The 26,901-nt window shown below is 73.0% G+C and carries 27 protein-coding genes and 6 pseudogenes; 17 read left to right on the plus strand and 16 right to left on the minus strand.

All coding sequences use genetic code 11. From position 1 onward, the window contains the following. On the minus strand, positions 1–573 hold a 573-nt coding region (locus tag ACZ6D7_RS43605; RefSeq protein WP_469503542.1), incomplete at its 3' end, for a maltotransferase domain-containing protein. A 158-nt stretch (positions 574–731) separates the two neighbouring features. Continuing rightward, complete coding sequence (locus tag ACZ6D7_RS43610; RefSeq protein ID WP_469503548.1) at positions 732–1,001, minus strand: DUF5133 domain-containing protein; 270 nt, start codon at positions 999–1,001, stop codon at positions 732–734. 230 nt (positions 1,002–1,231) lie between these two features. Between ACZ6D7_RS43610 and ACZ6D7_RS43615 the strand changes: the two genes are divergently transcribed. Together ACZ6D7_RS43615 and glgX are read left to right on the plus strand one after the other, a co-directional pair. Continuing rightward, positions 1,232–1,744: a pep a2 gene (locus ACZ6D7_RS43615; protein ID WP_469503550.1), complete on the plus strand. Its 513-nt coding sequence runs from the start codon at positions 1,232–1,234 to the stop codon at positions 1,742–1,744. A 26-nt stretch (positions 1,745–1,770) separates the two neighbouring features. Continuing rightward, a complete protein-coding gene (gene glgX / locus ACZ6D7_RS43620; RefSeq protein ID WP_469503643.1) occupies positions 1,771–3,888 on the plus strand; it encodes a glycogen debranching protein GlgX in 2,118 nt (705 codons plus the stop codon). A gap of 5 nt (positions 3,889–3,893) precedes the next feature. Here the strand turns inward: glgX and ACZ6D7_RS43625 are convergent, their stop codons facing one another. Beyond that, complete coding sequence (locus ACZ6D7_RS43625; RefSeq protein ID WP_469503553.1) at positions 3,894–4,715, minus strand: VOC family protein; 822 nt, start codon at positions 4,713–4,715, stop codon at positions 3,894–3,896. A gap of 107 nt (positions 4,716–4,822) precedes the next feature. On the opposite strand from ACZ6D7_RS43625, the gene ACZ6D7_RS43630 reads away from it, so the two are divergent. Beyond that, positions 4,823–5,158, plus strand: coding sequence for an ANTAR domain-containing protein (locus ACZ6D7_RS43630; protein ID WP_469503555.1), 336 nt, complete (start codon positions 4,823–4,825; stop codon positions 5,156–5,158). A gap of 2 nt (positions 5,159–5,160) precedes the next feature. On the opposite strand, the gene ACZ6D7_RS43635 is transcribed toward ACZ6D7_RS43630, so the two are convergent. Then, positions 5,161–5,952, minus strand: a complete 792-nt coding sequence (locus tag ACZ6D7_RS43635; protein ID WP_469503558.1) for an RNA polymerase sigma factor SigF — start codon at positions 5,950–5,952, stop codon at positions 5,161–5,163. Between the two features lie 272 nt (positions 5,953–6,224). Between ACZ6D7_RS43635 and ACZ6D7_RS43640 the strand changes: the two genes are divergently transcribed. The 3 genes from ACZ6D7_RS43640 (at position 6,225) to ACZ6D7_RS43650 (ending at position 7,437) form a co-directional block, all read left to right on the plus strand. Continuing rightward, complete coding sequence (locus ACZ6D7_RS43640) at positions 6,225–6,680, plus strand: MarR family winged helix-turn-helix transcriptional regulator (RefSeq protein ID WP_469503645.1); 456 nt, start codon at positions 6,225–6,227, stop codon at positions 6,678–6,680. Further along, the gene (locus ACZ6D7_RS43645) at positions 6,677–6,814 is read left to right on the plus strand and encodes a hypothetical protein (protein ID WP_469503561.1); all 138 of its coding nucleotides are present in this window, start codon (positions 6,677–6,679) and stop codon (positions 6,812–6,814) included. Before ACZ6D7_RS43640 ends, ACZ6D7_RS43645 begins: the two co-directional genes overlap by 4 nt. A 107-nt stretch (positions 6,815–6,921) precedes the next feature. Then, entirely contained in the window at positions 6,922–7,437 is a 516-nt protein-coding gene (locus ACZ6D7_RS43650) for a hypothetical protein (protein WP_469503563.1), read from the plus strand. Positions 7,438–7,503: 66 nt separating this feature from the next. Here ACZ6D7_RS43650 and hemC read toward each other — a convergent pair whose 3' ends face one another. From hemC to ACZ6D7_RS43685, 7 genes and pseudogenes are all read right to left on the minus strand, one after another. Then, positions 7,504–8,439, minus strand: coding sequence for a hydroxymethylbilane synthase (hemC, locus tag ACZ6D7_RS43655; RefSeq protein ID WP_469503565.1), 936 nt, complete (start codon positions 8,437–8,439; stop codon positions 7,504–7,506). Positions 8,440–8,595: 156 nt separating this feature from the next. After that, positions 8,596–9,108 (minus strand): GNAT family N-acetyltransferase, encoded by a 513-nt coding sequence (locus ACZ6D7_RS43660; RefSeq protein ID WP_469503568.1) that lies wholly within the window; start codon positions 9,106–9,108, stop codon positions 8,596–8,598. Between the two features lie 88 nt (positions 9,109–9,196). Next, the gene (locus ACZ6D7_RS43665; RefSeq protein ID WP_469503570.1) at positions 9,197–9,973 is read right to left on the minus strand and encodes an NPP1 family protein; all 777 of its coding nucleotides are present in this window, start codon (positions 9,971–9,973) and stop codon (positions 9,197–9,199) included. A 144-nt stretch (positions 9,974–10,117) separates the two neighbouring features. Next, positions 10,118–11,101, minus strand: a complete 984-nt coding sequence (locus tag ACZ6D7_RS43670; protein ID WP_469503572.1) for an ATP-dependent DNA ligase — start codon at positions 11,099–11,101, stop codon at positions 10,118–10,120. Continuing rightward, positions 11,098–11,338, minus strand: a pseudogene (locus ACZ6D7_RS43675) (hypothetical protein); the annotation flags it as partial. The gene ACZ6D7_RS43670 and the pseudogene ACZ6D7_RS43675, both read right to left, overlap by 4 nt. Before the next feature lie 107 nt (positions 11,339–11,445). After that, positions 11,446–12,657, minus strand: a complete 1,212-nt coding sequence (locus ACZ6D7_RS43680) for a sensor histidine kinase (protein WP_469503574.1) — start codon at positions 12,655–12,657, stop codon at positions 11,446–11,448. A 75-nt stretch (positions 12,658–12,732) separates the two neighbouring features. After that, positions 12,733–13,773, minus strand: a complete 1,041-nt coding sequence (locus ACZ6D7_RS43685) for a zinc-dependent alcohol dehydrogenase (protein ID WP_469503576.1) — start codon at positions 13,771–13,773, stop codon at positions 12,733–12,735. A gap of 536 nt (positions 13,774–14,309) precedes the next feature. Here ACZ6D7_RS43685 and ACZ6D7_RS43690 point away from each other — a divergent pair. From ACZ6D7_RS43690 to ACZ6D7_RS43710, 5 genes and pseudogenes are all read left to right on the plus strand, one after another. Continuing rightward, positions 14,310–14,762, plus strand: a pseudogene (locus ACZ6D7_RS43690) (MarR family winged helix-turn-helix transcriptional regulator); the annotation flags it as partial. Positions 14,763–14,856: 94 nt separating this feature from the next. Continuing rightward, positions 14,857–16,089: a cytochrome P450 gene (locus ACZ6D7_RS43695; RefSeq protein WP_469503579.1), complete on the plus strand. Its 1,233-nt coding sequence runs from the start codon at positions 14,857–14,859 to the stop codon at positions 16,087–16,089. A gap of 62 nt (positions 16,090–16,151) precedes the next feature. Beyond that, positions 16,152–16,355: a ferredoxin gene (locus ACZ6D7_RS43700; protein WP_469503581.1), complete on the plus strand. Its 204-nt coding sequence runs from the start codon at positions 16,152–16,154 to the stop codon at positions 16,353–16,355. Beyond that, positions 16,352–17,524: an NAD(P)/FAD-dependent oxidoreductase gene (locus ACZ6D7_RS43705; protein ID WP_469503584.1), complete on the plus strand. Its 1,173-nt coding sequence runs from the start codon at positions 16,352–16,354 to the stop codon at positions 17,522–17,524. The genes ACZ6D7_RS43700 and ACZ6D7_RS43705 overlap by 4 nt, the downstream gene beginning before the upstream one ends. Before the next feature lie 144 nt (positions 17,525–17,668). Then, complete coding sequence (locus ACZ6D7_RS43710) at positions 17,669–18,181, plus strand: MarR family winged helix-turn-helix transcriptional regulator (protein WP_469503588.1); 513 nt, start codon at positions 17,669–17,671, stop codon at positions 18,179–18,181. Here ACZ6D7_RS43710 and ACZ6D7_RS43715 read toward each other — a convergent pair. Next, a pseudogene (locus ACZ6D7_RS43715) lies at positions 18,136–18,732 on the minus strand (MFS transporter); the annotation flags it as partial. The gene ACZ6D7_RS43710 and the pseudogene ACZ6D7_RS43715 overlap by 46 nt on opposite strands. On the opposite strand from ACZ6D7_RS43715, the pseudogene ACZ6D7_RS43720 reads away from it, so the two are divergent. The 5 genes and pseudogenes from ACZ6D7_RS43720 to ACZ6D7_RS43740 all read left to right on the plus strand — a co-directional run. Continuing rightward, positions 18,730–18,834: pseudogene (locus ACZ6D7_RS43720) on the plus strand (helix-turn-helix domain-containing protein); the annotation flags it as partial. The pseudogenes ACZ6D7_RS43715 and ACZ6D7_RS43720 sit on opposite strands and share 3 nt — an antisense overlap. A 121-nt stretch (positions 18,835–18,955) precedes the next feature. Continuing rightward, positions 18,956–19,342 carry a DoxX family protein gene (locus tag ACZ6D7_RS43725; protein ID WP_469503589.1) on the plus strand — a complete coding sequence of 129 codons (387 nt, stop codon included), beginning with the start codon at positions 18,956–18,958 and terminating at the stop codon, positions 19,340–19,342. Then, a complete protein-coding gene (locus tag ACZ6D7_RS43730; RefSeq protein WP_469503592.1) occupies positions 19,342–19,809 on the plus strand; it encodes a peroxiredoxin in 468 nt (155 codons plus the stop codon). Before ACZ6D7_RS43725 ends, ACZ6D7_RS43730 begins: the two co-directional genes overlap by 1 nt. Before the next feature lie 43 nt (positions 19,810–19,852). Then, positions 19,853–20,341: pseudogene (locus ACZ6D7_RS43735) on the plus strand (PAS domain-containing protein); the annotation flags it as partial. Positions 20,342–20,396: 55 nt separating this feature from the next. Next, a pseudogene (locus ACZ6D7_RS43740) lies at positions 20,397–21,296 on the plus strand (SpoIIE family protein phosphatase); the annotation flags it as partial. 29 nt (positions 21,297–21,325) lie between these two features. On the opposite strand, the gene ACZ6D7_RS43745 reads toward ACZ6D7_RS43740, so the two are convergent. Further along, the gene (locus tag ACZ6D7_RS43745; RefSeq protein ID WP_469503595.1) at positions 21,326–22,156 is read right to left on the minus strand and encodes an aldo/keto reductase; all 831 of its coding nucleotides are present in this window, start codon (positions 22,154–22,156) and stop codon (positions 21,326–21,328) included. Positions 22,157–22,241: 85 nt separating this feature from the next. On the opposite strand from ACZ6D7_RS43745, the gene ACZ6D7_RS43750 reads away from it, so the two are divergent. Continuing rightward, positions 22,242–23,216 (plus strand): TauD/TfdA dioxygenase family protein, encoded by a 975-nt coding sequence (locus tag ACZ6D7_RS43750; RefSeq protein ID WP_469503597.1) that lies wholly within the window; start codon positions 22,242–22,244, stop codon positions 23,214–23,216. 28 nt (positions 23,217–23,244) lie between these two features. On the opposite strand, the gene ACZ6D7_RS43755 is transcribed toward ACZ6D7_RS43750, so the two are convergent. The 3 genes from ACZ6D7_RS43755 to ACZ6D7_RS43765 all read right to left on the minus strand — a co-directional run bounded on the left by ACZ6D7_RS43755 (position 23,245) and on the right by ACZ6D7_RS43765 (position 26,783). After that, complete coding sequence (locus tag ACZ6D7_RS43755) at positions 23,245–24,300, minus strand: LLM class flavin-dependent oxidoreductase (protein WP_469503600.1); 1,056 nt, start codon at positions 24,298–24,300, stop codon at positions 23,245–23,247. Between the two features lie 54 nt (positions 24,301–24,354). Then, the gene (locus ACZ6D7_RS43760; protein ID WP_469503602.1) at positions 24,355–25,860 is read right to left on the minus strand and encodes a metallophosphoesterase family protein; all 1,506 of its coding nucleotides are present in this window, start codon (positions 25,858–25,860) and stop codon (positions 24,355–24,357) included. Between the two features lie 107 nt (positions 25,861–25,967). After that, positions 25,968–26,783, minus strand: coding sequence for an MHYT domain-containing protein (locus ACZ6D7_RS43765; RefSeq protein WP_469503604.1), 816 nt, complete (start codon positions 26,781–26,783; stop codon positions 25,968–25,970). Positions 26,784–26,901: the final 118 nt, after the last annotated feature.

Here is a 26,901-nt window from a genome sequence, read left to right on the forward strand (position 1 = left end):
CAGGGGCAGCGGGTCGGAGGCGGTGACCAGGTCCCGCAGCGGATGGCGGGCCAGGACCGCGTCCACCTCCGGCGTCAACGCCGCCGCGAGCCGGGTCGAGACCGGGAGCGAGTCGTCGCCCAGGGCCCGCGCCGCCTTCAGGACCGTGGTGCGGGCCCGGCCCTTCGGTACGCCGGCCGCCGCGCGCTCGTACAGGTCGGCGCCCTCCTCCAGGACCAGCCCCACGTCGAGGCCTGCCGGGATCTTCACGCGCGCGTACCGGCGCCAGGTGCTGACCGGATCGCTCCAGGCCTCGACGACGTACGTCCAGCGGCCCGGCGCGTCCGGGGTCACCTCGGCGCCCCAACGGTCGGTACCGGGGGCGAGTTCACGCATCGGCGTCCACGGCCCGCGGCGGCCCCGGGGACCGCGCAGGACGACGTTGGCCGCGACGGCGTCGTGCCCCTCACGGAACACGGTCGCCGTCACTTGGAACGTTTCCCCCGTGACCGCCTTGGCCGGACGTCTGCCGCCCTCCACCGCCGGCCGCACGTCGCGGACCGGGATTCGGCCGATGACAGGGGTCGCACTCATGGGTCTCACCTTCGTCGTGTTCTTCGCCCGGCCCGAGGCCCGGTCGGACGCGCGGTTCGCAGCCGTGTCGTCCGCCGGGCCCGCCGCCCGGCTCGTCGTCGTGTCGTCCGCCGGGCCCGTCGCCCGGCTCCCGTTCCGGCACCGGAACGGGGCCACTCCTACCGCGCCGCCGCGGAATGCCGGACCGCCGGCCGCGGCCGTACGTCCTGTTCCTGGAGGTAGGCGGCAAGAGTCGAGCGCAGATAGCGTTCGGCCGCGTCCGCGGCCTCCCGCGCGCAGCGCTTTCCCATGAGCACGCACAAGGTGTAGCCCGAGTCCTCGAAGGTGGCCCGCACCGCGCGATCGGCGGGCGACGCGAGCATGACGCGTTCCCACGCCCGGTACCGCCGCAACTGCCGGGCGACCTCTGTCTTGGCCGGTAGCAGCATGACGCAGTTCACCTTCCGGGGGCTCGATGAATGTTTCACTCATGGTGCACGCGCCGACACCCAGCGTCTTGTTGGATCTTCAATCACCTCGGGAGTGCGCTCGTGTTGCACGAATGGACTAACGCCCGCACTGTGGGAGGTGACTCAGAAGCGATCAGCGCTCACCCTCCGCATTTTCGGCCCGCGAGGGCGTGCGGAGCGGGAGCCTCGCCGGTGAGGAGCCAACGACGATGAAGACCGCAGTGCCCTGCTACTACCACCTCGACGTGGACGTCAGTCCTGAGCGGGTCGACCAGGTCAGGCGCATCCTGGCCGCTCACCTGAGGTACTGGGACCTCGAGACGCTCGTCGAACCCGTCTGCCGGGGCGCCGGCATGCTGCTCGAGGCCATCGACGAACACGCCACCGACAAGTGCATCTCGATCGAGATGTGGTGGAACGGCCAGCACCTGATCACGGCGGTGGGGGGTGACGACCGCGAACTGCGCCCGGATCCGGACCTTCGCGGCTGCCTGGAGCGCATCGCCGCGATGAGCGACGGCTGGGGCTGCTGTACCACCCACACCGGCGGCAAGGTCATCTGGTTCTCGCAGCGGGCCCGCGCCGGCGGCCGTGTCCCGCTGGTGCCGACCGCGCCCGAACCGAGCCTGCGCGAGGTGCTTCAGGTCCCCCGCGCAACTCCGGTGACCGCCCTGGCGGCCCTCGTGGGCGAGGGCAACGGCGTTCTGGAGGACGCCCGGTGACCTCACGGCCGTACCGGAAGGCAGGGGTGCCCGCCTGGAGCGGGCACCCCTACCCGTTGGGTGCCGACTTCGACGGCAAGGGCACCAACTTCGCACTGTTCAGCGAGGTCGCCGAGCGGGTCGAACTCGTGCTCGTCGCCGACGACGGCACCGCGAGCACCGTGCCGCTGACCGAGGCCGACGGCTTCGTCTGGCACGGCTATCTGCCGGACATCGGACCGGGCCAGCGCTACGGATACCGGGTGCACGGACCGTGGGACCCGGCCGCCGGACACCGGTGCAACCCGGCGAAGCTGCTCCTCGACCCGTACGCGCGGGCCGTCGACGGCCAGACCGACAACCACGCCTCCCTCTTCGAACGCGCGGACGACGGCCCCGATCCGGCGGACAGCGCCGGGCACACCCTGCTCGGCGTGGTCACCGAACCGGCCTTCGACTGGGGCGACGACGCCCCGCCCCGGCGCCCGTACGCCGACACGGTGATCTACGAGGCCCATGTCCGCGGGCTGACCCGCACCCACCCCGACGTCCCGCCCGCCCTGCGCGGCACCTACGCCGGTCTCGCGCACCCGGCCGTGACCGAGCACCTCACCTCGCTCGGGGTGACGGCCCTCGAACTGATGCCGGTGCACCAGTTCGTGCAGGACGGCGTCCTGAAGGACCGGGGCCTGTCCAACTACTGGGGCTACAACACCATCGGCTTCTTCGCGCCGCACCACGCCTACGCCGCCCACGGCACCCGGGGACAACAGGTCACCGAGTTCAAGGAGATGGTGAAGGCGCTGCACGCGGCCGGGCTCGAGGTGATCCTCGACGTCGTCTACAACCACACCGCCGAGGGCAACGAGAGGGGTCCCACCCTCTCCTTCCGGGGCATCGACAACGCCTCCTACTACCGGCTGGTGGACGGCGACTGGTCCCACTACTACGACACCACCGGCACCGGCAACAGCCTGCTCATGCGGCACCCGTACGTCCTCCAGCTGATCATGGACTCGCTGCGCTACTGGGTGACCGAGATGCACGTCGACGGCTTCCGCTTCGACCTCGCGGCCACCCTGGCCCGGCAGTTCCACGAGGTGGACCGGCTGTCGGCGTTCTTCGACCTGATCCAGCAGGACCCGGTGATCAGCCGCGTCAAACTGATCGCCGAACCCTGGGACGTGGGGGAGGGCGGCTACCAGGTGGGCAACTTCCCGCCGCTGTGGTCGGAGTGGAACGGCCGGTACCGGGACGCCGTACGGGACTTCTGGCGGGCCGAGCCGCACTCGCTCGCCGAGTTCGCCTCCCGGCTGACCGGCTCCTCCGACCTGTACGCCCACAGCAGGCGCCGGCCGCGCGCCAGCGTCAACTTCGTGACCGCGCACGACGGTTTCACCCTGCGCGACCTCGTCTCGTACAACGACAAGCACAACCAGGCCAACGGCGAGGGCAACCGGGACGGCGAGAGCCACAACCGGTCCTGGAACTGCGGGGCGGAGGGCGACACCGACGACCCGGAGATCCTCGTGCTCCGCGCCCGCCAGCAGCGCAACCTCCTCGCCACGCTGCTGCTCTCCCAGGGCATCCCGATGATCGGCCACGGCGACGAACTCGGCCGCACCCAGCGCGGCAACAACAACGCCTACTGCCAGGACAACCCCGTCTCCTGGATCGACTGGCGGCTCACCGGCGCGCAGCGCGAACTGACGGACTTCTGCCGGCGGCTCGTCGCCCTGCGCGTCGCCCACCCCGTGCTGCGCCGGCGCCGGTTCTTCCGGGGCGAGACCGTGACCCACGCCGGGCAGCCGCTCCCCGACCTCGTCTGGCTGCTGCCGGACGCCCGCGAGATGCGGGCCCGGGACTGGCACCGCTCCGACGCGCACAGCGTCGGTGTGTTCCTCAACGGCGACGCGATCGCCGAACCCGATCCGAGGGGCCGGCCCGTCGTCGACGACTCGTTCCTGCTGCTGTTCAACAGCTACTGGGAGCCCGTCGTCTTCCGGCTGCCGGGCACCGCGTACGGGGAGCGCTGGACGGTGTGCGCCGACACGGCGGAGCCGGAGGGCGGCCGTGACGAGACCGAGTACAAGGCGGGCGCCGAGGTGAGAGTGGAGGCGCGCAGCCTGATGGTGCTCTCCCGGCCGCCCCGGCGCTCGGAGTGAGGCGGTCAGTGCTCCCGGCGTGAGGTGACGGTGAACTGGGCGCCGTCGGGATCGCGCAGCACCGCCTCGTCGGCGGTCTCGGCCAGCACGCTCCCGCCGTGCTTCTCCGCGGACCGCGCGCAGGCGGCGACGTCCGCGACGGCGAAGTGGACCTGCCAGTGCGGCCGGATCGTCGGGTCCGGCGCCGCCTCCAGCGCGCCGGAGACGATCCTGGCCACGACGTCGCCCTGGCTTCGCAGCACGACCTCTCCGCCCTCGTAGTGGACCTCGCAGCAGCCCGGACGGTCGGAGGCCCAGTCGAGGACCTCGCCGTAGAAGATCGCGGAGTCGAAGGCGTCACGGGTGTGCAGCCGGATGAAGGCGGGCGCCGCCTGCCGCCAGGCCTCCCAGTTGCCCATCAGCTCGCCCTCCCAGACGCCGAAGGTCGCGCCGTCCCGGTCGGCCAGCAGCGCCGCGCGGCCCGGTGGCAGTGAGATCGGACCCACCGCCACGGTCCCGCCGCGCTCGCGGGTGCGGGACGCGGCCTCATCGGCACGGGGCACGGCGAAGTACGGCGTCCAGGCCACCGCCATCTGCCACATCGCGGCGACGGCGGCGACGCCGGCCACCGGGACGTCACCGGCGAGGGCCGTACGGAAGTGGGCGCCGAGCGTGCCCCGGCGCCATGTCCAGCCCAGCACGGCCCCGTAGAACTCCTGGGTGGCCCCCAGGTCGCGGCTGGTCAGGCTCACCCAGCAGGGCGCGCCGAAGACGGACTGTGTGGAGAGGGGCTCGCGCGTGCCGGGGTCGGGTTTCGCGCCGGGGTCGGGTTCCGGGTGAGGGTTCATGGTGCTCGCGTTCCTGGTCTCTCGGTCGGCGGCCGGGCGTCTTCCCCCAGTGTCCGGCCGTGACCGTCCCGGGCGCCTGCCGAGTCACCCGGTGGCACGATGGACTGGTGGCACGAGTACCGCGCGGATCCGACGACGAAACGGCCCGGATCCTCGCACTCGAGCGGGAGGTCGACCAGCTGAAGGAGGCGATCGCCTCCCACGCCGTCGTGGATCAGGCGATCGGCGTGATCGTGGCCCTCGGGCGGATACCGCCCGACGAGGGCTGGGTGATCCTCAAGGAGGTCTCCCAGCACACCAACATCAAGCTGCGCCACGTCTCGGAGCTGATCCTGATCTGGGGGCGCAGCGGCGACATGCCCGAGAAGATCCGCGCGGAGCTGGAGGACGTGCTGGACCGGCACGGTCCCACCCAGGTCCCGGGCGCGCCGCCGTTGGAGTGAGGTCAGCCGGATTCGGCGACGATCTCCTCGCGCAGCCGGGCGCAGCAGGCGCTGAGCAGGCGCGAGACGTGCATCTGCGAGATGCCCAGCTGGTCGGCGATACGGCTCTGGGTCATCCCCCGGAAGAACCGCAGGTAGAGGATGGTCCGCTCGCGCTCCGGCAGCGCCCGCAGACACGGCGCGACGGCCACCCGGTCCACGACGGTGTCGTAGCCGGGGTCGGGGTCGCCGAGGGCGTCCGACAGGGCGTAGCCGTCGGTGCCGGGCATCTCCGCCTCCAGCGACAGCGCGGAGAAGCAGTCCAGCGCCTCCATGCCCGTGGCCACCTCGTCCTCGCTGAGCTGCGTGTACGCGGCGATCTCGGCGACCGTCGGCGCCCGGCCCGGTGTCGTCTGGGCCAGCTCCTTCGCCGCGTGCCGCACCCGGTTGCGCAGGTCCTGGACCCGGCGCGGGACGTGCAGCGTCCACATGTGGTCGCGGAAGTGGCGCTTGATCTCCCCCGTGATGGTCGGCACCGCGTACGCCTCGAAGGCGCGGGCGCGGTCCGGGTCGTAGTGGTCGACGGCCTTGACCAGTCCCAGCGCGGCGACCTGGTACAGGTCCTCGAGGGTCTCGCCGCGGCCGCGGAAGCGGACGGCGATCCGCTCGGCCATGGGGAGCCACAGTCGGATCAGCTCGTCGCGCAGGGCCCGGCGCTGCGGACCGTCGGGCAGTTCGCCCAGTCGTACGAACGCCTGTGCGGTGTCCGGGGCGTCGTCGTGAGGGTGCTGCTTCGTTCTGACGGTGGTACGCATCGCGCGCGCCTTCCCGAAGGGGTGCCGAAGGGTGACCAGTCACCGTGGGACAAACGCGCGCTCGAACGGAATCGGCGATCGTCCGGGGCGGCCCGCTCGGCGGGGTCCCACGGACGTGCCTCCTGTCCGAAGCACTTCCTTGCGGATGCCCGGTGGAGGGCGTTCTGAAACAGATGGGCGAATTTATCCCGTTTTGTTTTGACTCTCCCTTGGCCGAGCCGGGCCGAAAATACCTCTCACTCAGAGGTAATCTCGAGGGTGTGGAGGACGGTGTGGAGAAGGAGACCTTCCCGGAAGAGCTGGCCGACGCCCTCGTCGGTGTCCAGCGGCTGCTCCGGCGCCGGCTGCGCTCCGGACTGACCGTGCCCCGGCTGCGCGGCGCCGAGGTCGAGCTGCTGCGGCTCGTCGAGGCCCGGCCCGGCATCGGGGTCTCGGACGCCGCCAAGGAGCTGTACCTCGCGGGCAACTCCGTCTCGACCCTGGTCAACCACCTGGTCAGGGACGGCTACCTGGTCCGCGAGACCGACCCCGCCGACCGGCGCGCCGCCCGGCTGCTGCTCACCGAGGCGGCCGAGCACCGGCTGCGGAACTGGAAGGAGCGGCGCGCCGCACTCGTCGGCCGGCACGTGGCCCGGCTCGACCCCGCCGACCAGGAGGCCCTGCGCGCCGCGCTCCCCGCGCTGCGCACCCTCGCCGTCAGCCTGCACGAGGAGGCCGAGGAGTCATGACCGCCGCCGTCGCCTGCACCGGACTCGCTGCTGGGCCGGCCCGCCCGCTGATCTTGCTCACGGACGTGATGTGCGGCACGCCGCGGAACACCGCTCTGGCGGCACCGGACGAGTTCTTCCTGCGCACGGCTTGATCACCGATCAAAAGGGGTGAAGTCCCTGGCCACAGCGCATTCCGCTCATTTGACAGTGCGCTGAGCGCACGGATAGGAAGCAGCCGGTAGAAGTCGAGAGGTGGACTGTGTACAAGCCGAACGTGGTCGGGGACTGGCAGGAGTACGACGAGCATGCCGGTCTGCGGGTCCGCGTCCACCGTCTGGAGCAGCACGAGCCGCCGCGCGGGCGCGACGACGCCGCCGAGGGGCTGACGTACTTCTGTCTGCGGGTGACCGTCGAGAACCGGGGAGCCGGACACTCCACCATCCACCTCGAGGACGGCCAGATCGACGTGCGGATCGGGCCCGACGGCGAGAGCGCGTTCGTCGACTGGCGCAACTCGCAGTTCATCGAGGGCTTCGACGTCTATCCGCTGCGCCGCGCCACCGCCGTGCTCTACGCCGCCGGACCCGAGGCCGCGCTCGGCCAGGTCGACGTCCAGGTGCAGCTGCGCGTCGACGACGACTGGGCCGAGCGCCGGCTGTGGACGGGCGGCATCGGACTGCACGAGGCGTCCGTGCCCGCCGGCGCGGGCCGGGAGAGCCTGGCCCTCCAGGTGAGCAACTTCCTGCGGGACCAGGCCGAGGAGGGCACCGCCTGACGCGGTGCCCTCCTCGGCCCGGTGCTCCGGATTTCCGGTTGCCCGGTGTTTCGGTGGCCCGGTGTCTCAGTGCGGGATGCCGTCGATGATCTCGCGGGCGCCCTGACGCAGCAGCGCCACCGCCACCGACGTGCCGAGCGTCGCCGGATCGAGGCGGCCCGCCCACTCGTGGGCGTTCAGCCGGGTCTTGCCGTCCGGGGTGAACACACACGCCCGCAGCGACAGTTCGCCGCTGCGGTCCACGTGCGCGAACCCGGCGATCGGGCTGTTGCAGTGGCCCTGGAGCACATGCAGGAACATGCGCTCCGCCGTGGCCTCCCGGTGCGTCGCCGGGTCGCCGAGGCCGCTCACCGCGTCGATCAGGTCGTCGTCGCCCTCCCGGCACTGGAGCGCGAGGATGCCCGCGCCGATCGGCGGCATCATCGTCTCCGGCGACAGCACCTCGCTGATCACGTCCGGGCGCTCGATGCGCTCCAGGCCGGACACCGCGAGCAGCAACGCGTCCGCCTCGCCCGCCGCCAGCTTCTCCAGCCGCCGGTTGGCGTTGCCGCGGAACGGCACGCACTCCAGGTGCGGGTGGGTGGCGGCCAGCTGGGCGATCCGGCGCACCGAGGAGGTGCCGATCCGGGTCCCGGCCGGCAGCTCGTCGAGGGTGAGGCCACCCGGGTGCACCAGGGCGTCGCGGATGTCGTCCCGCTTCAGGAACGCGGCGAAGACCGTGCCCGCGGGCAGCGGACGGTCCGCCGGGACGTCCTTGACGCAGTGCACCGCCAGATCGGCCTCCCCGGCCAGCAGCGCCGCGTCGACCTCCTTGGTGAAGGCGCCCTTGCCCTCGACCTGGGACAGATCGCCCATCCACTTGTCGCCGGTGGTCTTCACGGGGACGACCGAGGTGCGGACACCGGGATGCAGGACGGCCAACTCGGCACGGACGCGCTCCACTTGGGCCAGGGCCATGGGGGAGTCGCGGGAGACGATACGGATCAGTTCCGGGACGGACATGACGGACACCATAGACCCTCCCGGCCCGTCCGCCGCGCCGCTTCCCGCATTCGGCCCCGCGGCGCGGCATGAATCACCGGCCGAAGGGGTATACGCCCCCGCCCCGGCCGGGGGCGCGCGTACCTCACGGTTCCTGCCCGGGCCGCCGGGTGCCCGTCACGGCCCAACCGGCAGGCTGTAACGGCGCTTGTCCGTGCCCCGGGCGCCCAGACGGTCGTAGAAACGGATCGCGCCCTCGTTCCACGCGGGGGTCTGCCACTGGACCTCGGGCAGGCCCAGGGCGCGGGCCTCCTCGGTCACGGCGTCCATCAGGAGGGCGCCCAGGCCCAGGCCGCGGTGGCCGGCGGCCAGGAAGAGGCAGTCCATGTGGAGGTACTCGCGGGCGTCCCAGGTGGAGAGCACGGAGGAGCCGGTGGCGTAGCCGACGACCTCGCCGCCGGGCAGTTCGGCGACCAGACAGCGCAGCCGGGGCGCCGGATCGTCGAAGAGCAGCGCCGCCAGCCGGTCCGCGAGGCCGGGGACGGGCGGGGCGGCCTTCTCGTACTCCGCGTGCAGGGCGGCCAGTTCGGCGACCCGCGGCAGATCGGCCCGCCGGGCCGGCCGGACCCGGGCGGCGGTCACCTCGTGGACAGGGCGCGAGAACGGCGGCCGTTCGGCGTGAAGATCCATCCGGCCATCATGGGCGGTGTGCGCGGGGACGTCCATCGCCTGCGGACTGGTGCCGGGGGGGGCCCCGGCACCGGTCCGGTCGAGCGGGCTACGCGTTGGGGTCGAAGGCTATCCCCGACGGCTTGGCCGTCGACAGGTGGCTGTTGAAACTGCCGTCCTTCAGACCGAAGTTGGCGCTGCCGAAGTTGTACGCGGTCAGCTTGTCGCGCACGCCCGACGGGTAGCCGTTCCAGCCGACCAGCGGCGGGTACTGCCAGGTGCCCTTGTGGTTCTCCGGCGGCTCATCGTTGGAGTTGCCCACCCGGAAGCAGTGCGTGCTGATGCCGTCCTTGTGGTAGACGATCTTCGCGTGGGTGCCCTCGAAGCGGACCGAGGACGCCGCGTGCACGGTGAACGAGCCGTGGTTGGACGTCGAGACGTACTGGACCTGGCCGTTCTGCACCCAGACCACGACATGCTCCCAGTCGTGCCGGTGCCCGCCGATGCTGCTGCCGGCGATCGCCTGGTCCTTCTCGAAGTACAGGCCGTACATGTACGCGCACCAGCCGTTGTTGCACTTGTAGCGCGAGTAGCTGTTGGTGTTGTCCAGGTCCGAGGCGTCGCGGCAGCTGCCGTTGAGCGCGCCGGTCGGGTTCAGACCGCCGTTGACCGTCCCGTCGGGGCCGATCGCGGGGGTGGAGTAGCAGCCGTCCGTGTCGTAGTCGAACGTCGGCTGGTAGGTGAGTTCCGCGGCCTCGGCGTTCTGGGGCAGCGCCTGGGGAGGGGCGGCGAACGCGGTCGAAGGAACGGCGAGGACGATCGCGGCGGCACCGGCGAGTCCGGTGAGCCATCTCCTGCGGTGGGCCTTGAACGTGGGTGACGACACTGCGTCCTCCTCGTGATCCGGGCGCAGCCGAACGGCTGTGGGGGAAAAGGGAGTTCAGCTTCCCGGGTTTTCACTTCGGCGCCAAGGGTCGCAGGCGTGTCAATGATGAAGGTCAGCCCAATAGTCGGTCCCTCTGACGGCGGGTCATGGGGAACTGTCCGGAAGGTCCGCGTCCGCCTCCTCGGGCGTCAGATCCGGCCGCAGCCGGAGCCAGGACGGCTGGCGCAGCAGCCCCGCCCGGGTGCGGGTGCTGTAGCGCACCTCGCCGACCAGCCGGGGCAGCGCCCAGTGGGCGCCGGCCGCCGGCGGCACGGGGTCGAAGGGGCACACGTCGGTCGCGGCGGCCCGCAGCAGCGCGGCGAGTTCGGCGCGCTCGGCCTCGCTCCAGCCGGTGCCGACACTGCCGACGTACCGCAGCGCGCCCGCTTCGGTGCGCTGCCCGACGAGGACGGCGCCCGGCAGCCCGGTCAGCCGTCCCTTCCCCGGCGACCAGCCGCCGACCACCACATCGGCCACCCGCATGTTGCGGATCTTGATCCAGGCCCGGGAGCGCACCCCCGGCTCGTACACCGAGTCCAGCCGCTTGCAGATCAGGCCCTCCAGACCATGGGCACGGGTCGCCTCCAGCGCCTCCCGGCCGTGGCCGACGAGCGCGCCCGGCGTCGACCAGAACCCGCCCTCCAGCTCCAGCCCCTCCAGCAGCGCCCGGCGCTGCGCGTACGGCACCCGCAGCAGGGAGCGCCCGCCGAGGTGCAGCACGTCGAACAGCACCAGGTGCACGGGGACCGTCGCCGCGACCCGCGCCGCCCGGGCCGGCGCGTGGGCCAGGCCCATCCGGGACTGGAGCAACTGGAAGTCGGCGCGGCCGTGTTCGTCCAGCGCCAGCACCTCCGCGTCGAGCACGGCGGGGGTCGCGCCGAGCGCACCGCCCAGCGCCCGCAGTTCGGGGTAGGCGCCGGTGATGTCCTCCCCGGAACGGGCCCGCAGGCCGACCGTCCCGTCCCCGGGGAGGTACACCACGGCCCGCTGGCCGTCCTGCTTGGTCTCGTAGGCCCAGCGGGCGTCCTGCGCGGTGGGCGGCAGCGGGCCCGGCGTGGCGAGCATGGGGGCGATGAGCGGGAGGGTCACGGGGGAGTTGTCGACACGGCCGTGCCGGACCACGCGCGCGGGCCGGGCGTTTCCCCTGAACGGACGTGACGGGTCGCGCGGCCGTCAGTGACCGCCGCCGGCTGGACGGGCGCCTGCACCGGCCCCGACCGGTAGGCCATGACGACCAGTCGGGCACGGTCGCGGGCGCCCGGCTTGGTCATGGCGCGGTGCCCATGGGGTGCGGACGGTGAGCGGACTGACGTGGAGCCTCCCGGCGAAGCCGGGTGGAGCCGGGTGGAGCCGGGTGGAGCCGGGTGGAGCCGGGTGGAGCCGGGTGGAGCCGGTCGTGCGACGAAGGGTTGAGGGGCCGAGGGGCCCGGGGCTCACCACACGCACGGCAGCTCCGCCTCGATCACCGTCGGCCCGCCCGGCGGGCTCGTCAGCCGCACCGTCCCGTCGAGCGCGGCCACCCGGCGCCGCAGGCCCAGCAGCCCCGACCCGGCGCTCTCGTCGGCGCCCCCGCATCCCTCGTCCCGCACCCGCACGCGCAGCCCGGTCCGGGTGCGGGCGAGCAGCACCTCGGCCGTGTCTGACCCGCTGTACTTCGCCGCGTTGGTCAGCGCCTCGGCGACCACGAAGTAGGCGGCCGCCTCCACCGCGGCCGGTGCCCGTGGCGCGTCCGGCAGGCCGTCGGCCAGCACGGCCACCCGCAGCCCTCCCCCGCTCTCGCCCGCCCGCTCGCCCGCGCTCTCGCCGTCGCTCGCGCGGGAGGATCCCCAGCGCGCCGCGAGCGCCCGCACGGCGCCCGCCAGCCCCCGGTCGGTGAGGATCGGCGGATGGATGCCGCGCACCACGTGCCGCAGCTCCGTCAGCGCCTCCTCGGCCTGGTCCTGCGCGTCGGCGAGCAGCTTCCGCGCGGTCTCCGGGTCGGCTGCGTACGCCCGCTCGGCCAGCCCGATACGCAGCGACAGGGCCACCAGCCGGGCCTGTGCGCCGTCGTGCAGATCCCGTTCGATACGGCGCAGTTCGGAGCCGTGCGCGGCGACCGCGTCCGCCCGGGTCGCGGTGAGCTGTTCGACCCGCCGGGTCAGCCGCGCCTCGGGGGAGGGCCGCAGCAGCGTGGTCGACCAGCCGGCCTCGACATCGGCCAGCCGGACGATCAACGGCAGCACGAGCGCCTCACGGCCCAGCAGCCCGCACCACACCCCGTCGACGACGAGCCCGGCCGCCCACAACGGCACCACCAGCACCGTCAGCCATCCGTAGCCGAAGTACGCGGCCAGCCAGCGGGCGTCGGTGACAGTGCCGGGATCCCGGACGGTCGCCCGCAGCCGCTCCCGCAGGGGCCCGGTGACCGGCTCGTACGCCTCCGGGATCTCCCGCCCGGTCCAGACGGCCGTCAGCCGCCGCTTGGCGCCCGCGATCCGCCGTATCAGCAGCACGGTCTCGGGCAGCAGCCAGATCCCGACGACCGTCACCGCGCCCGTGGCGGTGATCAGCAGGACGGTGATGAAGAGGTACGACCCGAAGGCCATGGCCGCGGCCAGCATGAGGTGGACCGTGGCCCGCGCCGCCTGTCGCAGGGTCGCGCGCATGGAGTGCCGTTCCTGTGGGTGGGGTGGGATGCGGGGGTACCGGCCGCCGGGAGCACCGGCGGCCGGCCCGTCCGGTCAGTCGTCCAGCGTGACGACGACCTTCTCCGCGGCGCCCGGCGCCATCGTCAGCCCGAAGGCGCGCTCCGCCTCGGAGAACGGGACGCGGTGACTGATGAGCTTGGCGAACCGCTCCTGGTGCTCCACGAGTTCGGGCGTGACCTCGAAGATCTCGGTGGGGTAGCCCTGGGAGGGGACGAGGGTCAGCTCGCTGCGCAGCATGCCGCCGAGATCGATCTCGCCCTTCTTCTGCACGGCGACCATGACCAGCTTGGCGTGCCATTTGGCGTTGGCGACCACGGTGTTGAAGACGGCCGGGGCGCCGGCGGCGTCGAGGTAGATGTCGGTACCGGGCCGCGGCTGGCCGAGGGCGTTGGCGGCCTGGCCGTGCAGTTCGGTCAGCCGCGCGGTGACGTCCTGCTTCGCGGAGTCGATGACGGCGTCCACGCCCACGGCCAGTGCCTTCTCCAGCCGGGAGGGGATGACGTCGGCGACGACGACGTGCTTCACGCCGCGCAGCTTGAACCAGATCGCTGCGCCCAGGCCGATGGGCCCGGCGCCGAAGACCACGACCTTGTCGTCGGGCCCCGCCTCGGAGCGGTTCACGGCGTGCCGGGCCACGGCCATGGGCTCGTTGAGCGAGGCCACGTCGAAGGGCACGGTGTCCGGGAAGACGGCGACGCTCTTGCCGACCTCGGCGTTCTCGATCAGCAGGAACTCGCTCATCCCGCCGAACTTCCCGCCGCAGCCGATGATGCCGGTGGGCGCGTCCTGCGGGTTCACCACCAGCCGGTCGCCGGCCTTCAGACCGGTGACCTCGGCGCCGACCTCGACGATCTCACCGGCGGGCTCGTGTCCGAGCGGCACCGGCACCAGCTCGCCGCCCAGATGGGCGCGGGCGGGCATGCCGCCCATGTGCAGGAACGTGACGTCGGTGCCGCAGATGCCGCAGGCGCGGATCCGCATCAGGACGTCCCTGGGACCGGGCACCGGCCGCTCGACGTCCACGACCTCGATCTTGCCGACGCCGCCGGTCCGGACGGACTTCATGGTGCTCATGTGGGGTGCCTTTCTGGGTTGCCGGACATCAGGTGGTGCGGGGCTCCGGGGAGCCCTGACGGACTCCGGGAGGGCGTGGCCCGCCCGGAGCGGTGAAGGGTGCGAGGAGATGCGCGGACGCCAGGAGCAGGATCGCCGCGGCAGGGGAGGGGTCCTGTCTGTCGTCCCCGTGTGCCACGCCGCGGACCTGTGCTCGGCCGGAGGAGAGCCGGGCCGGGGCGGTCGAGCGGGCGTGGCGGGCTGGTGTGTCCTCGGGCCCGGCGCCGGTCGGGGGGAGTGAGCCGGCGGCCGGGCCCGGGGACCGCGCCGTACCCCGTCCCCACGGGTTCGGCGCCGAGGAGCCGCCTCCGCTCGGGGCGGCTCCGGTCGGTGCGGCCGCACCCTCCGGGGAGGGGCGTCGGGGCTGTTCAGCTGGTGTGGTTCGAGGGTCGGGCATCGGTTGCGTTGCTTGAGTTAGGCAAGCATATGTGGATTACTTGAGTCAAGCAAGCGATGAGATTACTTGAGTCAGGCAAGTAGAAAGGTAGGGTGAACCCATGTCCCCCTCGCCGCCCGCAGTGCCGCCGGCCTCGCCCGCGGCGGTCGAGATCGAGCGGGCCCTCACGCACGTCGCCTACCTCAGTGCCGGCGCCCGTCGGCACGACCGGCTGGTCGCCCTGGCGGGCGTACCGCTCGACCGGGCCGCCGTCGCGATGCTGCGCCGGATCGCCGACCACGACCCGCTGCGGCCGGGGGAGCCGGCCCAGGTGCTCGCCGTCCAGGCCTCGCACGTCACGCGTCAGGTGCAGCGGCTCCAGAAGGCCGGATACGTCACCCGGGTCGCCGACCCCGACGACCCGCGGGCCCGGCGGATCCGGCTCACCCCGCTCGGCGAGGACGCCGTCGCGCGGCTGGGCGACGCGGGCGCGCGCGGGATGCAGCCGGCCCTGGCGGACTGGCCGCTCGGCGAACTGCGCAGGCTCGCCGCTCTGTTGGGCCGCATGGTGGACGTTCTCCCCCCTCTGTTTGCATGTGCTCATCGAGGCCTCGACCCCTTCCCCCGGCGCTCCGGCCCGACCGGAGCCCCCACCACCGAGGAGAGCCATGGCCGACATCCTGACCGGCCCCGTGCCCGAAACCCCGGACGCGGCCCCCGAGTTCCCGATGCCCAGGGCGGCCCGCTGCCCCTTCGACCCCCCGCCCGCCCTCCGGGACCTCCAGGAACAGGCGCCGCTGACGAAGGTGCGGCTCTGGGACGGCTCCGAGCCCTGGCTCGTGACCCGCTACGCCGAGCAGCGCGCGATCCTGGGCGACCCCCGGGGCAGCGCCGACACCGACAGCCCCGGCTACCCGACCAAGGCCAGCCCCGAGGCCGGCGAGGGCAAGCTCGGCTTCATCATGATGGACGACCCCGAACACGCCCGGCTGCGCCGGATGGTGACGGCGCCGTTCGCCGTCAAACGGGTGGAGGCCCTGCGCCCGGCCGTGCAGCGCATCGTGGACGACCTGATCGACGACCTGCTGGCCGGCCCCGCACCGGTCGACCTGGTGGAGAAGTTCGCGCTCCCCATCCCCTCGCTGGTGATCTGCGAACTGCTCGGCGTGCCCTACGACGACCACGCCTTCTTCCAGGACAACACCAAGACGATGGTCCACCGGGACGCCACCCCCGAACAGCGCGGCGCGGCCAGCCGTGAGGTGGCTGGCTATCTCGCCGCGCTCATCGGCAAGCGGATCGCCGACCCCCGCGACGACCTGCTCTCCAGCATCGCCGGACGCGTCACCGCCGGTGAGATCGACCACCAGCAGGCGACCGAGATGGCCCTGCTGCTGCTCGTCGCCGGCCACGAGACCACCGCGAACATGATCGCGCTCGGCACCCTCGCCCTGCTCCAGCACCCCGACCAGCTCGCCCTGCTGCGCGAGACCGACGACCCCAAACTGGTCGCCTCCGCCGTCGAGGAACTGCTGCGCTTTCTGCACATCACCCACCTCGGCCGGCGCCGCGCGGTCACCGAGGACATCGAGATCGCCGGGCAGGTGCTCAGGGCCGGCGACGGCGTGATCATGGTCAACGAGGTCGCCAACCGCGACCCCGAGGTCTTCCCCGACCCCGACCGCCTCGACATCACCCGCGACGCCCGCCGCCATGTCGCCTTCGGCTTCGGCGTCCACCAGTGCCTCGGCCAGCCGCTGGCCCGCATGGAACTCCAGGTCGTCTACGGCACCCTCTACAGGCGCATCCCGACCCTGAGCCTGGCCGGCTCGCTGGACGACGTCCGCTTCAAGCACGACGCCTTCATCTACGGCGTCCACTCCCTGCCCGTGACCTGGTGACGGTTCCCCGTCCCACCGCAGTAACGGCGATCGAACGTGAAGAAGTGAGGAAGGGGAATCCCATGACGTCCGCCAAGGTGGAGCTGGAATCCGACAAGTGTGTCGCCTCCGGGCAGTGCGTGGTCGCCGCCATGCAGGTCTTCGGCCAGGACGACGACGGCATCGCGATTTTGCTCGAGGAGCGGCCCGCGCCCGAACTCCTCGACGACGTCCGCGAGGCCGTCGCCGTCTGCCCCGCCGCCGCGATCCGACTGGTCGAGCAGTGAACCGGATCGTGGTCGTCGGAGCCTCCGCCGCCGGACTCGCCGCGGCCGAGACCCTCCGGCGCGAGGGCTACGACGACGCCCTCACCCTCCTGGGCGACGAACCGCACCTCCCGTACGACCGTCCGCCCCTGTCCAAGCAGCTGCTCGCCTCCGAATGGGAGGAGGAGCGGCTCCAGCTGCGCCGCTCCGAGGACCTCGCCGCGCTCGGCCTCGACCTGCGGGTCGGCGTCGCGGCCACCGGCCTCGACCCGGTGCGGCGCGTGGTCCGGTCGGCCGACGGCTCCGAACTGCCGTACGACGGACTGATCGTGGCCACCGGGGTCCGGCCGCGTCGGCTGCCCGGCGAGGGCGCGCATGTGCTGCGCACCCTGGGGGACGCGCTCACCCTGCGGGAGCGGCTGGCGCCCGGACGGCATCTGGTCGTGGTCGGCGCCGGGTTCCTCGGCGCGGAGGCGGCGGCCGTCGCCTGGCGGCTCGGGGCCCGGGTGACGCTGCTGGAACCGGCGGCGGTGCCGCTGGCGCACGCCGTCGGCGAGCGGGTCGGGCGGGTGCTGTCGCAGGCCCACCGCGACCGGGGCGTGGACCTGCGCTGCGGGGTCACGGTCACTGAGGTGACCGAGGACGGCGTACGGCTCGACGACGGCGAGGTGGTCGAGGCCGACGAGGTGCTCGTGGCCGTCGGCTCGGTGCCCCACACCGACTGGCTGGCCGGCAGCGGACTGACGGTCGCGGACGGCCTGGTCTGCGACGAGCACCTGGAGGCGGCCCCGGGCGTGTACGCCGCCGGGGACGTGGCCCGCTGGCACAACCCGCTGTTCGGCACGTCGATGCGGATCGAGCACCGCACCAACGCGGCCGAGCAGGGCATGGCGGCCGCCCGCAACCTGCTCGCCGCCCCGGAGGCGCGCAAGCCGTTCGCGCCGGTGCCGTACTTCTGGTCGGACCAGTACGACATGAAGATCCAGGCATACGGCCATCTGCGCGGGCACGACGAGGTGGCCGTCGTCGAGGGCGACCTCGCCGAGCAGCGGTTCGTGGCCGCGTACCGCACCGGCGACCGGGTGAGCGGGGCACTCGCGGTGGGGATGCCGCCGAAGGCGATCCGGCTGTGGCGGCAGGCGATCGCCACCGGCGCGGCCTGGGGCGAGCACGTGCCCGTCCCCGCCTGACGGCGCAAGGGGCCCGGCGGGCGGTGCGAGCCTGCCGGGCCCCGACGCGTCCGGCGACCCCGTCGGCGATCTCCCCGCAGCGGCCGGGGCAGGCGGACGCGGTAACTTACTTGAGTTACGCAACAAGATGGTAAAGTGGGTCGCATGTCCACCCCACCGCTCCCCCTGCCCTCCGTCGCCTCCCCGGAAGTGATCGAGATCGAGCGCGCCCTCACGCGCATCACCTACCTCAGCACCCGTGCCCGCCAGCACGACCGGCTGATGGCCCTGGCCGGCGTCCCGCTGGACCGGGCCGCCGTGGCCCTGCTGCGCCAGGTCGCCGACGCCGAGCCGCAGCGGCCGGGAGAGCTGGCCCAGAGCCTCGGCGTCGAGGCCTCCCACGTGACCCGCACGGTGCAGCAGCTCCAGAAGTCCGGGTATGTCACCCGGGTCCCCGACCCCGACGACCGCCGGGCCCAGCGCATCGAGCTCACCGACGCCGGCCGCGAGGCCGTCGGCCGGGTCCGGGAGGCGGGCGCCCGGGGGATGCAGCTGGCGCTCTCCGACTGGGCCCCGGAGGAGCTGGGCCAGCTCGCCACGCTCTTCCACCGCATGGTCGACGACTTCCTCTCCTACGCCGTCGAGGACGAGCCCGAGCAGCCGCCCGTCACCGCCTGACCCGGTCCGGGCCCGCCCGGGGGCACGAGCGGGGCCGGGTCCGGCTCGCGCAGGCCGCGCAGCAGCAACCAGGCCACCACGGGGGGCAGCAGGAGCGGGAGCAGCCCGGTCCGCAGGGACGTGGCGTCCGCCAGCGCCCCGAGGGCCGGCGCCGCCGCGCCCCCCACGCTCACCGTCAGCCCGAGCGTGACCCCGCTCGCGGTGCCCATGTGCCGGGGCATACGGTCCTGGCCCAGCGTCACGTGCAGCGAGAACGGCACGTACAGCCCCGCCGAGGCGAGGGCCACGCAGAGGTACAGCGGCGGGCCCGGCACGAGGAGCACGCCCGCCATCGCGAGCAGCGTCACTCCGTACGAGCGGCGGACCACCGTGAGCCGCCCGTACCGCTCGGCGAGCCGGCTCCCGGCCAGCGTCCCCACCGCACCGCCCGCGTAGAGCACGCACAGCGCGGCCGTACCGGCCGCCTCCCCGCCGCCGGTGCGCTCCCGCACGTACAGCGAGACGAACGCGCTCAGGCCGACGAAGACGACCGAGCGGCACACCACGGCACCACCGTCGCCGTGCGCTGCGGCTGGTCCTCCGCCAGTGCGTTCATCGACGTCTTCCGGCGCACCTTCGGACACACCCCGGGGCAGCACCGGCGCCTGCCCTGACCGCGGCCAACGGCGGCCGGGAACACACCGGTTGAGGGGGGACCCCCGCTCGGAGACCCCGCGTCCGGTGGCCCGCCTACCGTCCAGTAATGTCGGCCTCCAGGTCATCAGAGGAGGAACCGTGCCCCGGTCCGAACGCTCACCCCTGCTGCTGGCGGGCCTGCTCGCCGGTATGGGCGTCGCCCACTTCGCCGTACCCCGCCCGTTCGACGCGATCATCCCGAAGGTCCTGCCGGGCTCGCCCCGGACCTGGACGTACGCCAGCGGCGTCGCCGAGCTGGCGCTGGCGGCCGGCGTGGCACTGCCCCGGACCCGGAAGCCCGCCGCCCTGGCCGCGGCCGCCCTCTTCGTCGGCGTGTTCCCCGCCAACGTCAAGATGGCGCTCGACTGGCGCGACCGGCCCACCCCCCTCAAGGCGGCCGCGATCGGCCGGCTGCCCCTGCAGGTGCCCCTCGTGCTGTGGGCCCGCGGCGTGGCGCGCGGCACGGAAGGACGGCAGGCACAGTGATGACGAAGGCTCTGGAGACCGGTGACCTGGTCGAGGACTTCTCCCTGCCGGACGAGACCGGCACGGCGCGCAGCCTGACGGACCTGCTCGCCGACGGCCCCGTGGTCCTCTTCTTCTACCCGGCCGCCCTCACCCCCGGCTGCACCGCCGAGGCCTGCCACTTCCGTGACCTGGCGGCCGAGTTCGCGGCCGTCGGCGCGCGGCCCGTCGGCATCAGCGGGGACTCCGTCGACCGCCAGCAGGAGTTCGCCGGCCGTCACACCCTCGGCATGACCCTGCTCTCCGACGTCGACGGCAGCGTGCGGGAACGGTTCGGCGTGAAGCGCGGATTCTCCCTGGCCCCCACCAAGCGCGTCACCTACGTGATCGCGCAGGACCGCACCGTCCTGGAGGTCGTGCGCAGCGAACTGCGCATGAACACCCATGCCGACCGCGCCCTGGAGGCGCTGCGCGCCCACCGCTCCTGAGGGCCGGGGGCCGCTCCCGCCTCGGTCGGCCCCTGGCGGCTTGATGCCCCGGACCAAAGGGACCACTCTGGACGACACGGAGCATGTCGTCGCTGCGGCGGTCATCGATGCCCGGGGCATCGTGACGGGCTGGAGCGAGGGTGCCCGTCTGCTGACGGGCCATCCGGCCGAGGAGGCCGTGGGGCGGGCGGCGACCGACCTGCTCACCGAGGACCTCCGGCCGCGCGGCGCGTCCGCCTGGACCGGCCCCGTCGTGGTCCGCCACCGCGACGGCGACCCCGTCACCCTCGCCGTCACCGCCTGCCCGGTGCTCGGCCCCGACGGCACGGCCACCGGCTGGGCGCTCACCGCCGAACGGCCGGCCGCCCCGGAACCGACGCTCGCCGGGCGCGCCTTCCAGCAGGCCTCCATGTCCATGTCCGTCTTCGACCCTCGGCAGCGCTATCTGCGCCTGAACGAGGCCGCCTGCAAGGTCATGGGCGTCTCGGAGGACGTCCTGCTCGGCCGCCACTTCCCCGAGACCGTCGAGGACGCCGAGCACAGCCGCGGCTTCAACCACCAACTCCGCCAGGTCACCGAGACCGGCCGGACGCCTCTGCATGGCCGTCCGCACCCTCGCCGACGTGGACCTGCCACCCGACGAGCTGCTCACCCACCTCGACGACCTCGTCACCCACCTGGCGGCCTACGAGGGCGGCGGCGACGACGTCGCGGAACTCGGCGCCACCTGTCTGTACGCCGTCTACGACCCCGTCAGCCGGTACCTCACCCTGGCCGCCGCCGGACACCCCTCCCCGGCGGTCGTCCTGCCCGACGGCACCGTGCACCTCGTCCCCCTGACCCCCGGCCCCCCGCTCGGCGTCGGCGGGCTGCCCTTCGAGGCGGTCGAGCTGGAACTGCCCGAGGGCGCGGTCGTCGCCCTCTGCACCGACGGCCTGATCGAGGACCGCGACCGCGACGTCGACCGCTCGACCGGCGAGCTGTGCAACGCGCTCACCGCACCAGCCGCCACCCTCGACGCCCTCTGCGACACCGTGCTCAAGGCCGTCCTGCCGGAGGAGCCCAGCGACGACGTCGCCCTGCTGCTCGCCCGCACCCGCGCGCTCGGCGCGGACCAGGTCGCCGCCTGGGACGTGGAGCCGGACCCCGCCCAGGTGGCCGCCACCCGCCAGGCCGCCACCGAGCAACTCGCCGTGTGGGGACTGGAGGAGGCCGCGTTCGTCACCGAACTCGTCGTCAGCGAACTGGTCACCAACGCCATCCGCTACGGCGAACCCCCCATCCGGCTGCGGCTGATCCGCGACCGCAACCTCATCTGCGAGGTCTCCGACGGCAGTTCCACCTCCCCGCACCTGCGCCGCGCCCACGCCTACGACGAGGGCGGCCGCGGCCTGCTGCTCGTCGCCCAGCTCACCCAGCGCTGGGGCAGCCGGCAGACGGACCGGGGCAAGACGATCTGGGCGGAGCAGACCCTGGCGCCCCAGTGACCGGCACGCTCAGAACTTCTCGCGCGCCTTCAGAACTCCTCGTGCACCTGCGGATCCCCGCCCAGCCGCCGGTGCGCGCGGTCCGTGATCACCGCCATCTGGGCCGGGCCGAGCGCGAAGCCGAAGACGTCCAGGTTGTCGCGCTGACGGGCCGGGTCGGACGACTTCGGGATCGGGACCGCGCCCAGCTGGACGTGCCAGCGCAGCAGGACCTGCGCCGGGGTGACGCCCAGGGCCTCGGCGACGGAGACCACCAGGGGGTCGCGCAGCAGCTCCGAGCCCCGGCCCAGTGGGCTCCAGCTCTCCGTGACGATGCCCTTCGCCTGGTGGAAGGCGCGCAGCTCGTCCTGGGGGAACAGCGGATGCAGCTCGATCTGGTTGACCGAGGGCAGCACCCCTGTCTCCTCCTCCAGACGCTCGATGTGCTCGGGCGTGAAGTTCGAGACGCCGATCGACCGGACCAGGCCCTCCGCACGGAGCTTGATCATGGCCCGCCAGGAGTCGACGTACTTGCCGACCCGGGGCAGCGGCCAGTGGATCAGGTACAGGTCGACGTGGTCGACGTCGAGCCGCCGCCGTGACTCCTCGAAGGAGGCCAGGGTCTCCTCGTAGCCGTGGTGGCGGCCGGGCAGCTTCGTCGTGATCACGATCTCCTCACGGGGCACCCCGCCGCGCGCCACCCCGCGGCCGACCCCGGTCTCGTTGCGGTAGTTCGTCGCCGTGTCGATCAGCCGGTAGCCCAGGCCGAGCGCCGCGGCCACCGCCTCCTCCGCCTGCGCGTCGTCCATCGGCCAGGTGCCCAGCCCCAGGGCAGGGAGCCGCGTACCGTCGTCCAGCGTGTGCACCGGGATGTCGCTCACCGTGGGACCTCTCTTCGGCTGTGTCGTCCTTCCAGCCTCAGGGATACGGTGAGGATCGATCAACCGGACGACCATCGGAGCGCGCATGACAACGGGCTGGGACACGGAGGACGGGCTGGTACGGGGGGCGGGGATCGAGGTGCACCCGGCCGCCGGACACATCGGCGCCGAGATCACCGGCGTCGACCTGGCCGACGGCCTCGACCGGGCCCGGGTCGCCGCGATCAGGGCCGCCGTGCTGCGCTGGAAGGTGGTGTTCTTCCGTGGACAGCGCCTCGACCACGCCGCACACGTGGCCTTCGCCCGGCGATTCGGCGATCCGGTCGTGCTGCGCAAGCGGGGCGGCGCCTCGCCACCGGACTTCCCCGAGATCGAGACGACCGCCGACCGCCTGGAACTCGGCGGGAAGTTCGGCATGGAGCACGAGGAGTGGCTCCAGCGCCGCCGCCACACCCTGCTGCGCGGCTGGCACTGCGACCACGGCGCCCGGATCGACCCGCCGGCCGCGACGATCCTGCGCGCCGAGACGGTCCCCCCGTACGGCGGCGACACCACCTGGGCCAACCTGGCCGCCGCCTACGCCGGACTCTCCGCGCCGGTACGGCACTTCGTGGACGGACTGCGCGCCGAGCACCGGCTCGGCGTCGGCTACCAGCCCCGCCCCGGCGACGACACGTACGTCCGCCACCTGCTCGGCCACCAGGTCGCGTCCCTGCATCCGCTGGTGCGGGTCCACCCGGAGACCGGGGAGAAGGTGCTGTACGTCAACGGCTACTACGTCGAGCAGATCGCCGATGTCTCGCGGGCCGAGAGCCGCGCCCTGCTCGACATGCTGCTGGAGCAGGCGGTACGGCCCGAGTACACGGTCCGCTTCCGCTGGGAGCCCGGCAGCGTGGCCTTCTGGGACAACCGGGCCACCATCCACCTCGCGCCGAGCGACAACGCCCACCTCGGCTTTCCGCGCACCATGCACCGCGTGATGCTCACCGGGGACGTGCCCGTCGGCGTGGACGGAAAGCCGTCGGAACCGGTCACGGGGACCGAGCCCGGCCGCTGGTGACGCCGGACGCGCCCGGCCGCCGGTGACCTCAGGCGGCCGGCCGCCGGCCCAGGGCCGGGCCCAGCTTCGTCGCCATGTCGGTGAGGATCTGCACGTAGTCCTCGTGGTCGAAGGTGAACGGCAGGGCGAACGCCACCTCGTCGATCTCGCGGAACGCGGCGTGCGCGTCCAGGCGTTCCGCGATCTCCTCGGAGGTGCCGACCAGGTCCGGGGCGAACAGCAGCCGCGCCGGACCCTGCGGGGACGCTGTGCGGGGCAGCCGCCGGGCGGCGAACTCCTCGTACTTCGCCCGCTGTTGGGGCGAGGCGGAATCGGTGGGGATCACCACGAGGCCCTGGGACACCCGGGCCGCCTCGCCGTCGGGGTGGGCGGCGCGGAACGCGCGGATGTGCGACAGCTGGATCTCGGCGAAGTCCCGGGTGTCGTCCGGCCCTTCGGCCTTGACGACGCTGCTGGTCAGGAAGTTCATGCCGTGCTCGCCCGCCCACCGCGCGGAACTCACGCTGCCTCCGCCGTACCACAGCCGGCGGCCCAGGCCCGGGGAGTGCGGCTGCACCCGGTCCGAGCTGTATTCGAATTGCGGCTGCCGCCGCGTGGCCTCGAAGCCCTCGACCCCGCTGAAGTCGGACGCCAACTCGCCGCGCACGAGGTCCAGGAGCCGTCGCACCCGCTCGTAGCCGAAGTCCTCCGCGTCCGCCGTGTCCGGGTACAGGGCGTCCTTGACCTGGTCGAAGTGCATCGGCGGGCCCACGCTCACACCCGGGTTGAGCCGGCCCCCGGACAGCACGTCGACCGTCGCCAGGTCCTCCGCAAGGCGCAGCGGGTTCTCCCAGCCCAGCGGGATCACCGCGGTGCCCAGCTCGATCCGCCGGGTGCGCTGCGAGGCGGCCGCCAGGACGGCCACGGGGGAGGAGATGCCGTACTGGAGATGGCGGTGGCGCACCCACGCGCTGTCGAAGCCGAGCCGCTCGCCCAGCTCGATGATCTCCAGGGTCGTCTCGTGGCCCCGGGCCGGGTCGTCCCCGTCGAACAGCCCGATGGTGAGAAAACCCAGCTTGCGTAGCGGGCGTGAGGTCGGTGGCACGGGCTCCTCCGGCGTGGTCGTACGGCGGTTCGGATCCGATTGTCGCAGGCCGCCTCAGACCAGCGGGATCGTGACCTCGTCCTCGACCGGCGGGTCCAGCTCCTGCGCGAGGTTGCCGGTGGCCGCGTGGCAGCGCAGCCGCACCGACTCCGGGGTGACGTCCAGCCGCAGGAAGCACTTGAAGAACGGTGGGCTGTACGTGGCCGAGCCGGGCGAGAACAGCTGCGTGTAGACCTTGCGCACCGGGAGCCGGAACCGCTTGCGGCGCTCCGGACGGCTCCCCGTGCCCAGCAGGCCGGCCACCAGCCGGATCCGCCGGGTGACCCTGACCTCCGGTCCCGGGACCCGGGTGGGCGGGATGCCGAGCCGCTCGGCCACGACCGCCTGGCCCTCGGCCTCGGTGAGCGCGAAGAAGCGGCGCAGGCGCAGCCGGCGGCCGTAGAGCCGGCTGTAGAAGGCCAGGGAGTCGCCGCGCAGCGGGTAGCAGCGGAACTCCCGCTCGGTGACCCCGGGGACGGAGACCCGGGGGATGGTGTGGGTGGCGTGCATGAAGGCGCCCCCGCCGCCCGCCACCACGTACTGAAGGGTGCGGCCGTCCGCCAACGGCACCGGGTAGCGCTGGTAGTTGTGGATGTCACCGCCGATCGCCGCCACGTAGTGGTGCTCCGGCGCGGTCACGATGTCGTCGACCGTTCCGCCCCCGTCGATGGGGCACGGGTGGTGCTCGCCGTCGACGTACAGCGGCGAGCCGGTGATCAGGATCTTCGGCCGCGGCCCCCGCGACACCTCGCGCAGCCAGGCGCCCTGTTCGGCGTCGACGGTGCCCAGCAGACCGGTGTCGAGGCCTATGATCCGCACCGGTCCGGCGTCGATCGCCCAGTACGGCCCGGGCTGCACGGCCTGTTGGTCCGCCGCCGACCGCCGCCGCCGTGCCTCGTCGAGGTGTCGCCCGTCGTCCGGGCGCGGCCGGTGCCACAGCAGGGAGCGCAGCCAGGCCCGGGTGAGCGGGCGGGGCCGGGGCTCGGCGGGCAGCGGCGGGGCGTCGGCGCAGAAGACCCGCATGAACGCGCCGAGGTCCTCGTACCAGTCGTGGTTGCCGGGTATCGCGTATATCGGCGCCCGGTAGTCCTGGTACGGCCGGAAGAACTTGCCGTCGTAGTCGTCGGCGCTGCCGACCGGATAGATGACGTCGCTGGCGAGCACGGCGAACGACGTGTCCTGACTCGCCTTCAGGAACCCTGGCACGACGGCGTACTGGGGATCGTCGCCCTCGCCGGTGTCGCCGATCACCATGAAGGAGAAGCGGTCCGGGTCCGTCCGCCGGATCACCTTGTCCGCCGGGGCGCCGGCCGCCGCCCGCTGCGCCACCCACCGGCCGCGCGTACGGCCCGTGGGGTCGCCGAACCAGGAGGCCAGCACACCGTTGCGGGCCGCCCACAGCATCCGGGGATCCAGCCACGAGATCTTCTCGACCCGGCCGGGCATCAGCTTCCGGTAGGCACCGGGTTCGGCACCGGCCCAGCCGGCGCCCTCGGCGGTATCGCGTGAGGATTCAGACACGGGGTGCACCGTAGCAACGGCCCACGGCGCCCCGGACGGTGGGTGACCGGCGACGCTGCACCGGCACGGGACCACCACCGGCACCACCGTCCCCAATTGACGGTTCCTCAGGGGCGGCTCCAGGACCGGCCGGCCGGTTCCTGCGGCTTCCGCCCGGCCTGCCCGGTCCGGGCGGTCCGGTTCCACTCGCCGTCGCCGAGCACCAGCAGCGGGTCGAACATCACCACCACACCCGCCAGCAGCAGGAAGACGGCCGGCCCGATCAGCATCGGCAGCAGCAGCGAGGTGGGGGAGTCCCCGGCCCACGACTGTGTCGTCCCGTGCACATGGACGCTGACGGCGGCCATCGCCGTGTAGTGCATGCCGGAGACGGCGACGCCCATCACCAGACTGGCGCCCAGGCTGGTCAGGAACCCGCGGACCGTGACCGCCGCCCACAGTGCGGCGGTCGCCGCGCCGATGGCGATCAGCACGGAGAGGGCGACCGTCGGCGGGTCGTACGTGATGCTGCCGTTCAGGTGCATCGCCGCCATGCCCAGGTAGTGCATCGCGGCGACCCCGAGCCCGGTCACGACGCCCGCGAGGGCCAGCGACGCGCGGCCGGCGCCCCGGTAGCCCACGAGGAACACGCCGACCCCGACCACGGTGATCGCGACGGCGAGACTGAGCACGGTCAGACCGACGTGGTACCCGATCCGGGTCTCCTTCACCTGGAAGCCGATCATCGCGATGAAGTGCATCGTCCAGATGCCGCAGCCGATCGACGCGGCCCCCAGGGCCAGCCAACCGGGCTTCCAGGAACCCGTGCCGAGCAGCGACCGCACGATGCAGCGCAGCCCCAGAGCGCCGCCCAGGCAGGCCATCACATAGGCCGCCACCGGGGTCACCATCCCGTACCGAAAGCCGTCAACCGTGCCTTCCATAGCCAACTCCCCCCAGAGTCAAGGCCGTTCGTGGAGGAATGTCTACGTGTAAGGGCCGGGTGGAAGCAAGCCCTTCCCGTGTCGCGAGACGCGATCAGCGGCGACCGGGCCGTCGTCG

The sequence above is a fragment of the Streptomyces sp. NPDC041784 genome (assembly GCF_055591025.1).

Bases quoted from the DNA above. Each gene is read 5' to 3' on its own strand.
- ACZ6D7_RS43710 (WP_469503588.1), top strand. From the start codon at position 17,669: ATGTCCACCCCACCGCTCCCCCTGCCCTCCGTCGCCTCCCCGGAAGTG.
- ACZ6D7_RS43645 (WP_469503561.1), top strand. From the start codon at position 6,677: ATGACCGCCGCCGTCGCCTGCACCGGACTCGCTGCTGGGCCGGCCCGC.
- ACZ6D7_RS43680 (WP_469503574.1), bottom strand. From the start codon at position 12,657: ATGCGCGCGACCCTGCGACAGGCGGCGCGGGCCACGGTCCACCTCATG.
- ACZ6D7_RS43610 (WP_469503548.1), bottom strand. From the start codon at position 1,001: ATGCTGCTACCGGCCAAGACAGAGGTCGCCCGGCAGTTGCGGCGGTAC.
- ACZ6D7_RS43765 (WP_469503604.1), bottom strand. From the start codon at position 26,783: ATGGAAGGCACGGTTGACGGCTTTCGGTACGGGATGGTGACCCCGGTG.
- ACZ6D7_RS43730 (WP_469503592.1), top strand. From the start codon at position 19,342: ATGACGAAGGCTCTGGAGACCGGTGACCTGGTCGAGGACTTCTCCCTG.
- ACZ6D7_RS43615 (WP_469503550.1), top strand. From the start codon at position 1,232: ATGAAGACCGCAGTGCCCTGCTACTACCACCTCGACGTGGACGTCAGT.
- ACZ6D7_RS43635 (WP_469503558.1), bottom strand. From the start codon at position 5,952: ATGCGTACCACCGTCAGAACGAAGCAGCACCCTCACGACGACGCCCCG.
- ACZ6D7_RS43695 (WP_469503579.1), top strand. From the start codon at position 14,857: ATGGCCGACATCCTGACCGGCCCCGTGCCCGAAACCCCGGACGCGGCC.
- ACZ6D7_RS43700 (WP_469503581.1), top strand. From the start codon at position 16,152: ATGACGTCCGCCAAGGTGGAGCTGGAATCCGACAAGTGTGTCGCCTCC.
- ACZ6D7_RS43660 (WP_469503568.1), bottom strand. From the start codon at position 9,108: ATGGATCTTCACGCCGAACGGCCGCCGTTCTCGCGCCCTGTCCACGAG.
- ACZ6D7_RS43750 (WP_469503597.1), top strand. From the start codon at position 22,242: ATGACAACGGGCTGGGACACGGAGGACGGGCTGGTACGGGGGGCGGGG.
- ACZ6D7_RS43685 (WP_469503576.1), bottom strand. From the start codon at position 13,773: ATGAGCACCATGAAGTCCGTCCGGACCGGCGGCGTCGGCAAGATCGAG.
- hemC (WP_469503565.1), bottom strand. From the start codon at position 8,439: ATGTCCGTCCCGGAACTGATCCGTATCGTCTCCCGCGACTCCCCCATG.
- ACZ6D7_RS43625 (WP_469503553.1), bottom strand. From the start codon at position 4,715: ATGAACCCTCACCCGGAACCCGACCCCGGCGCGAAACCCGACCCCGGC.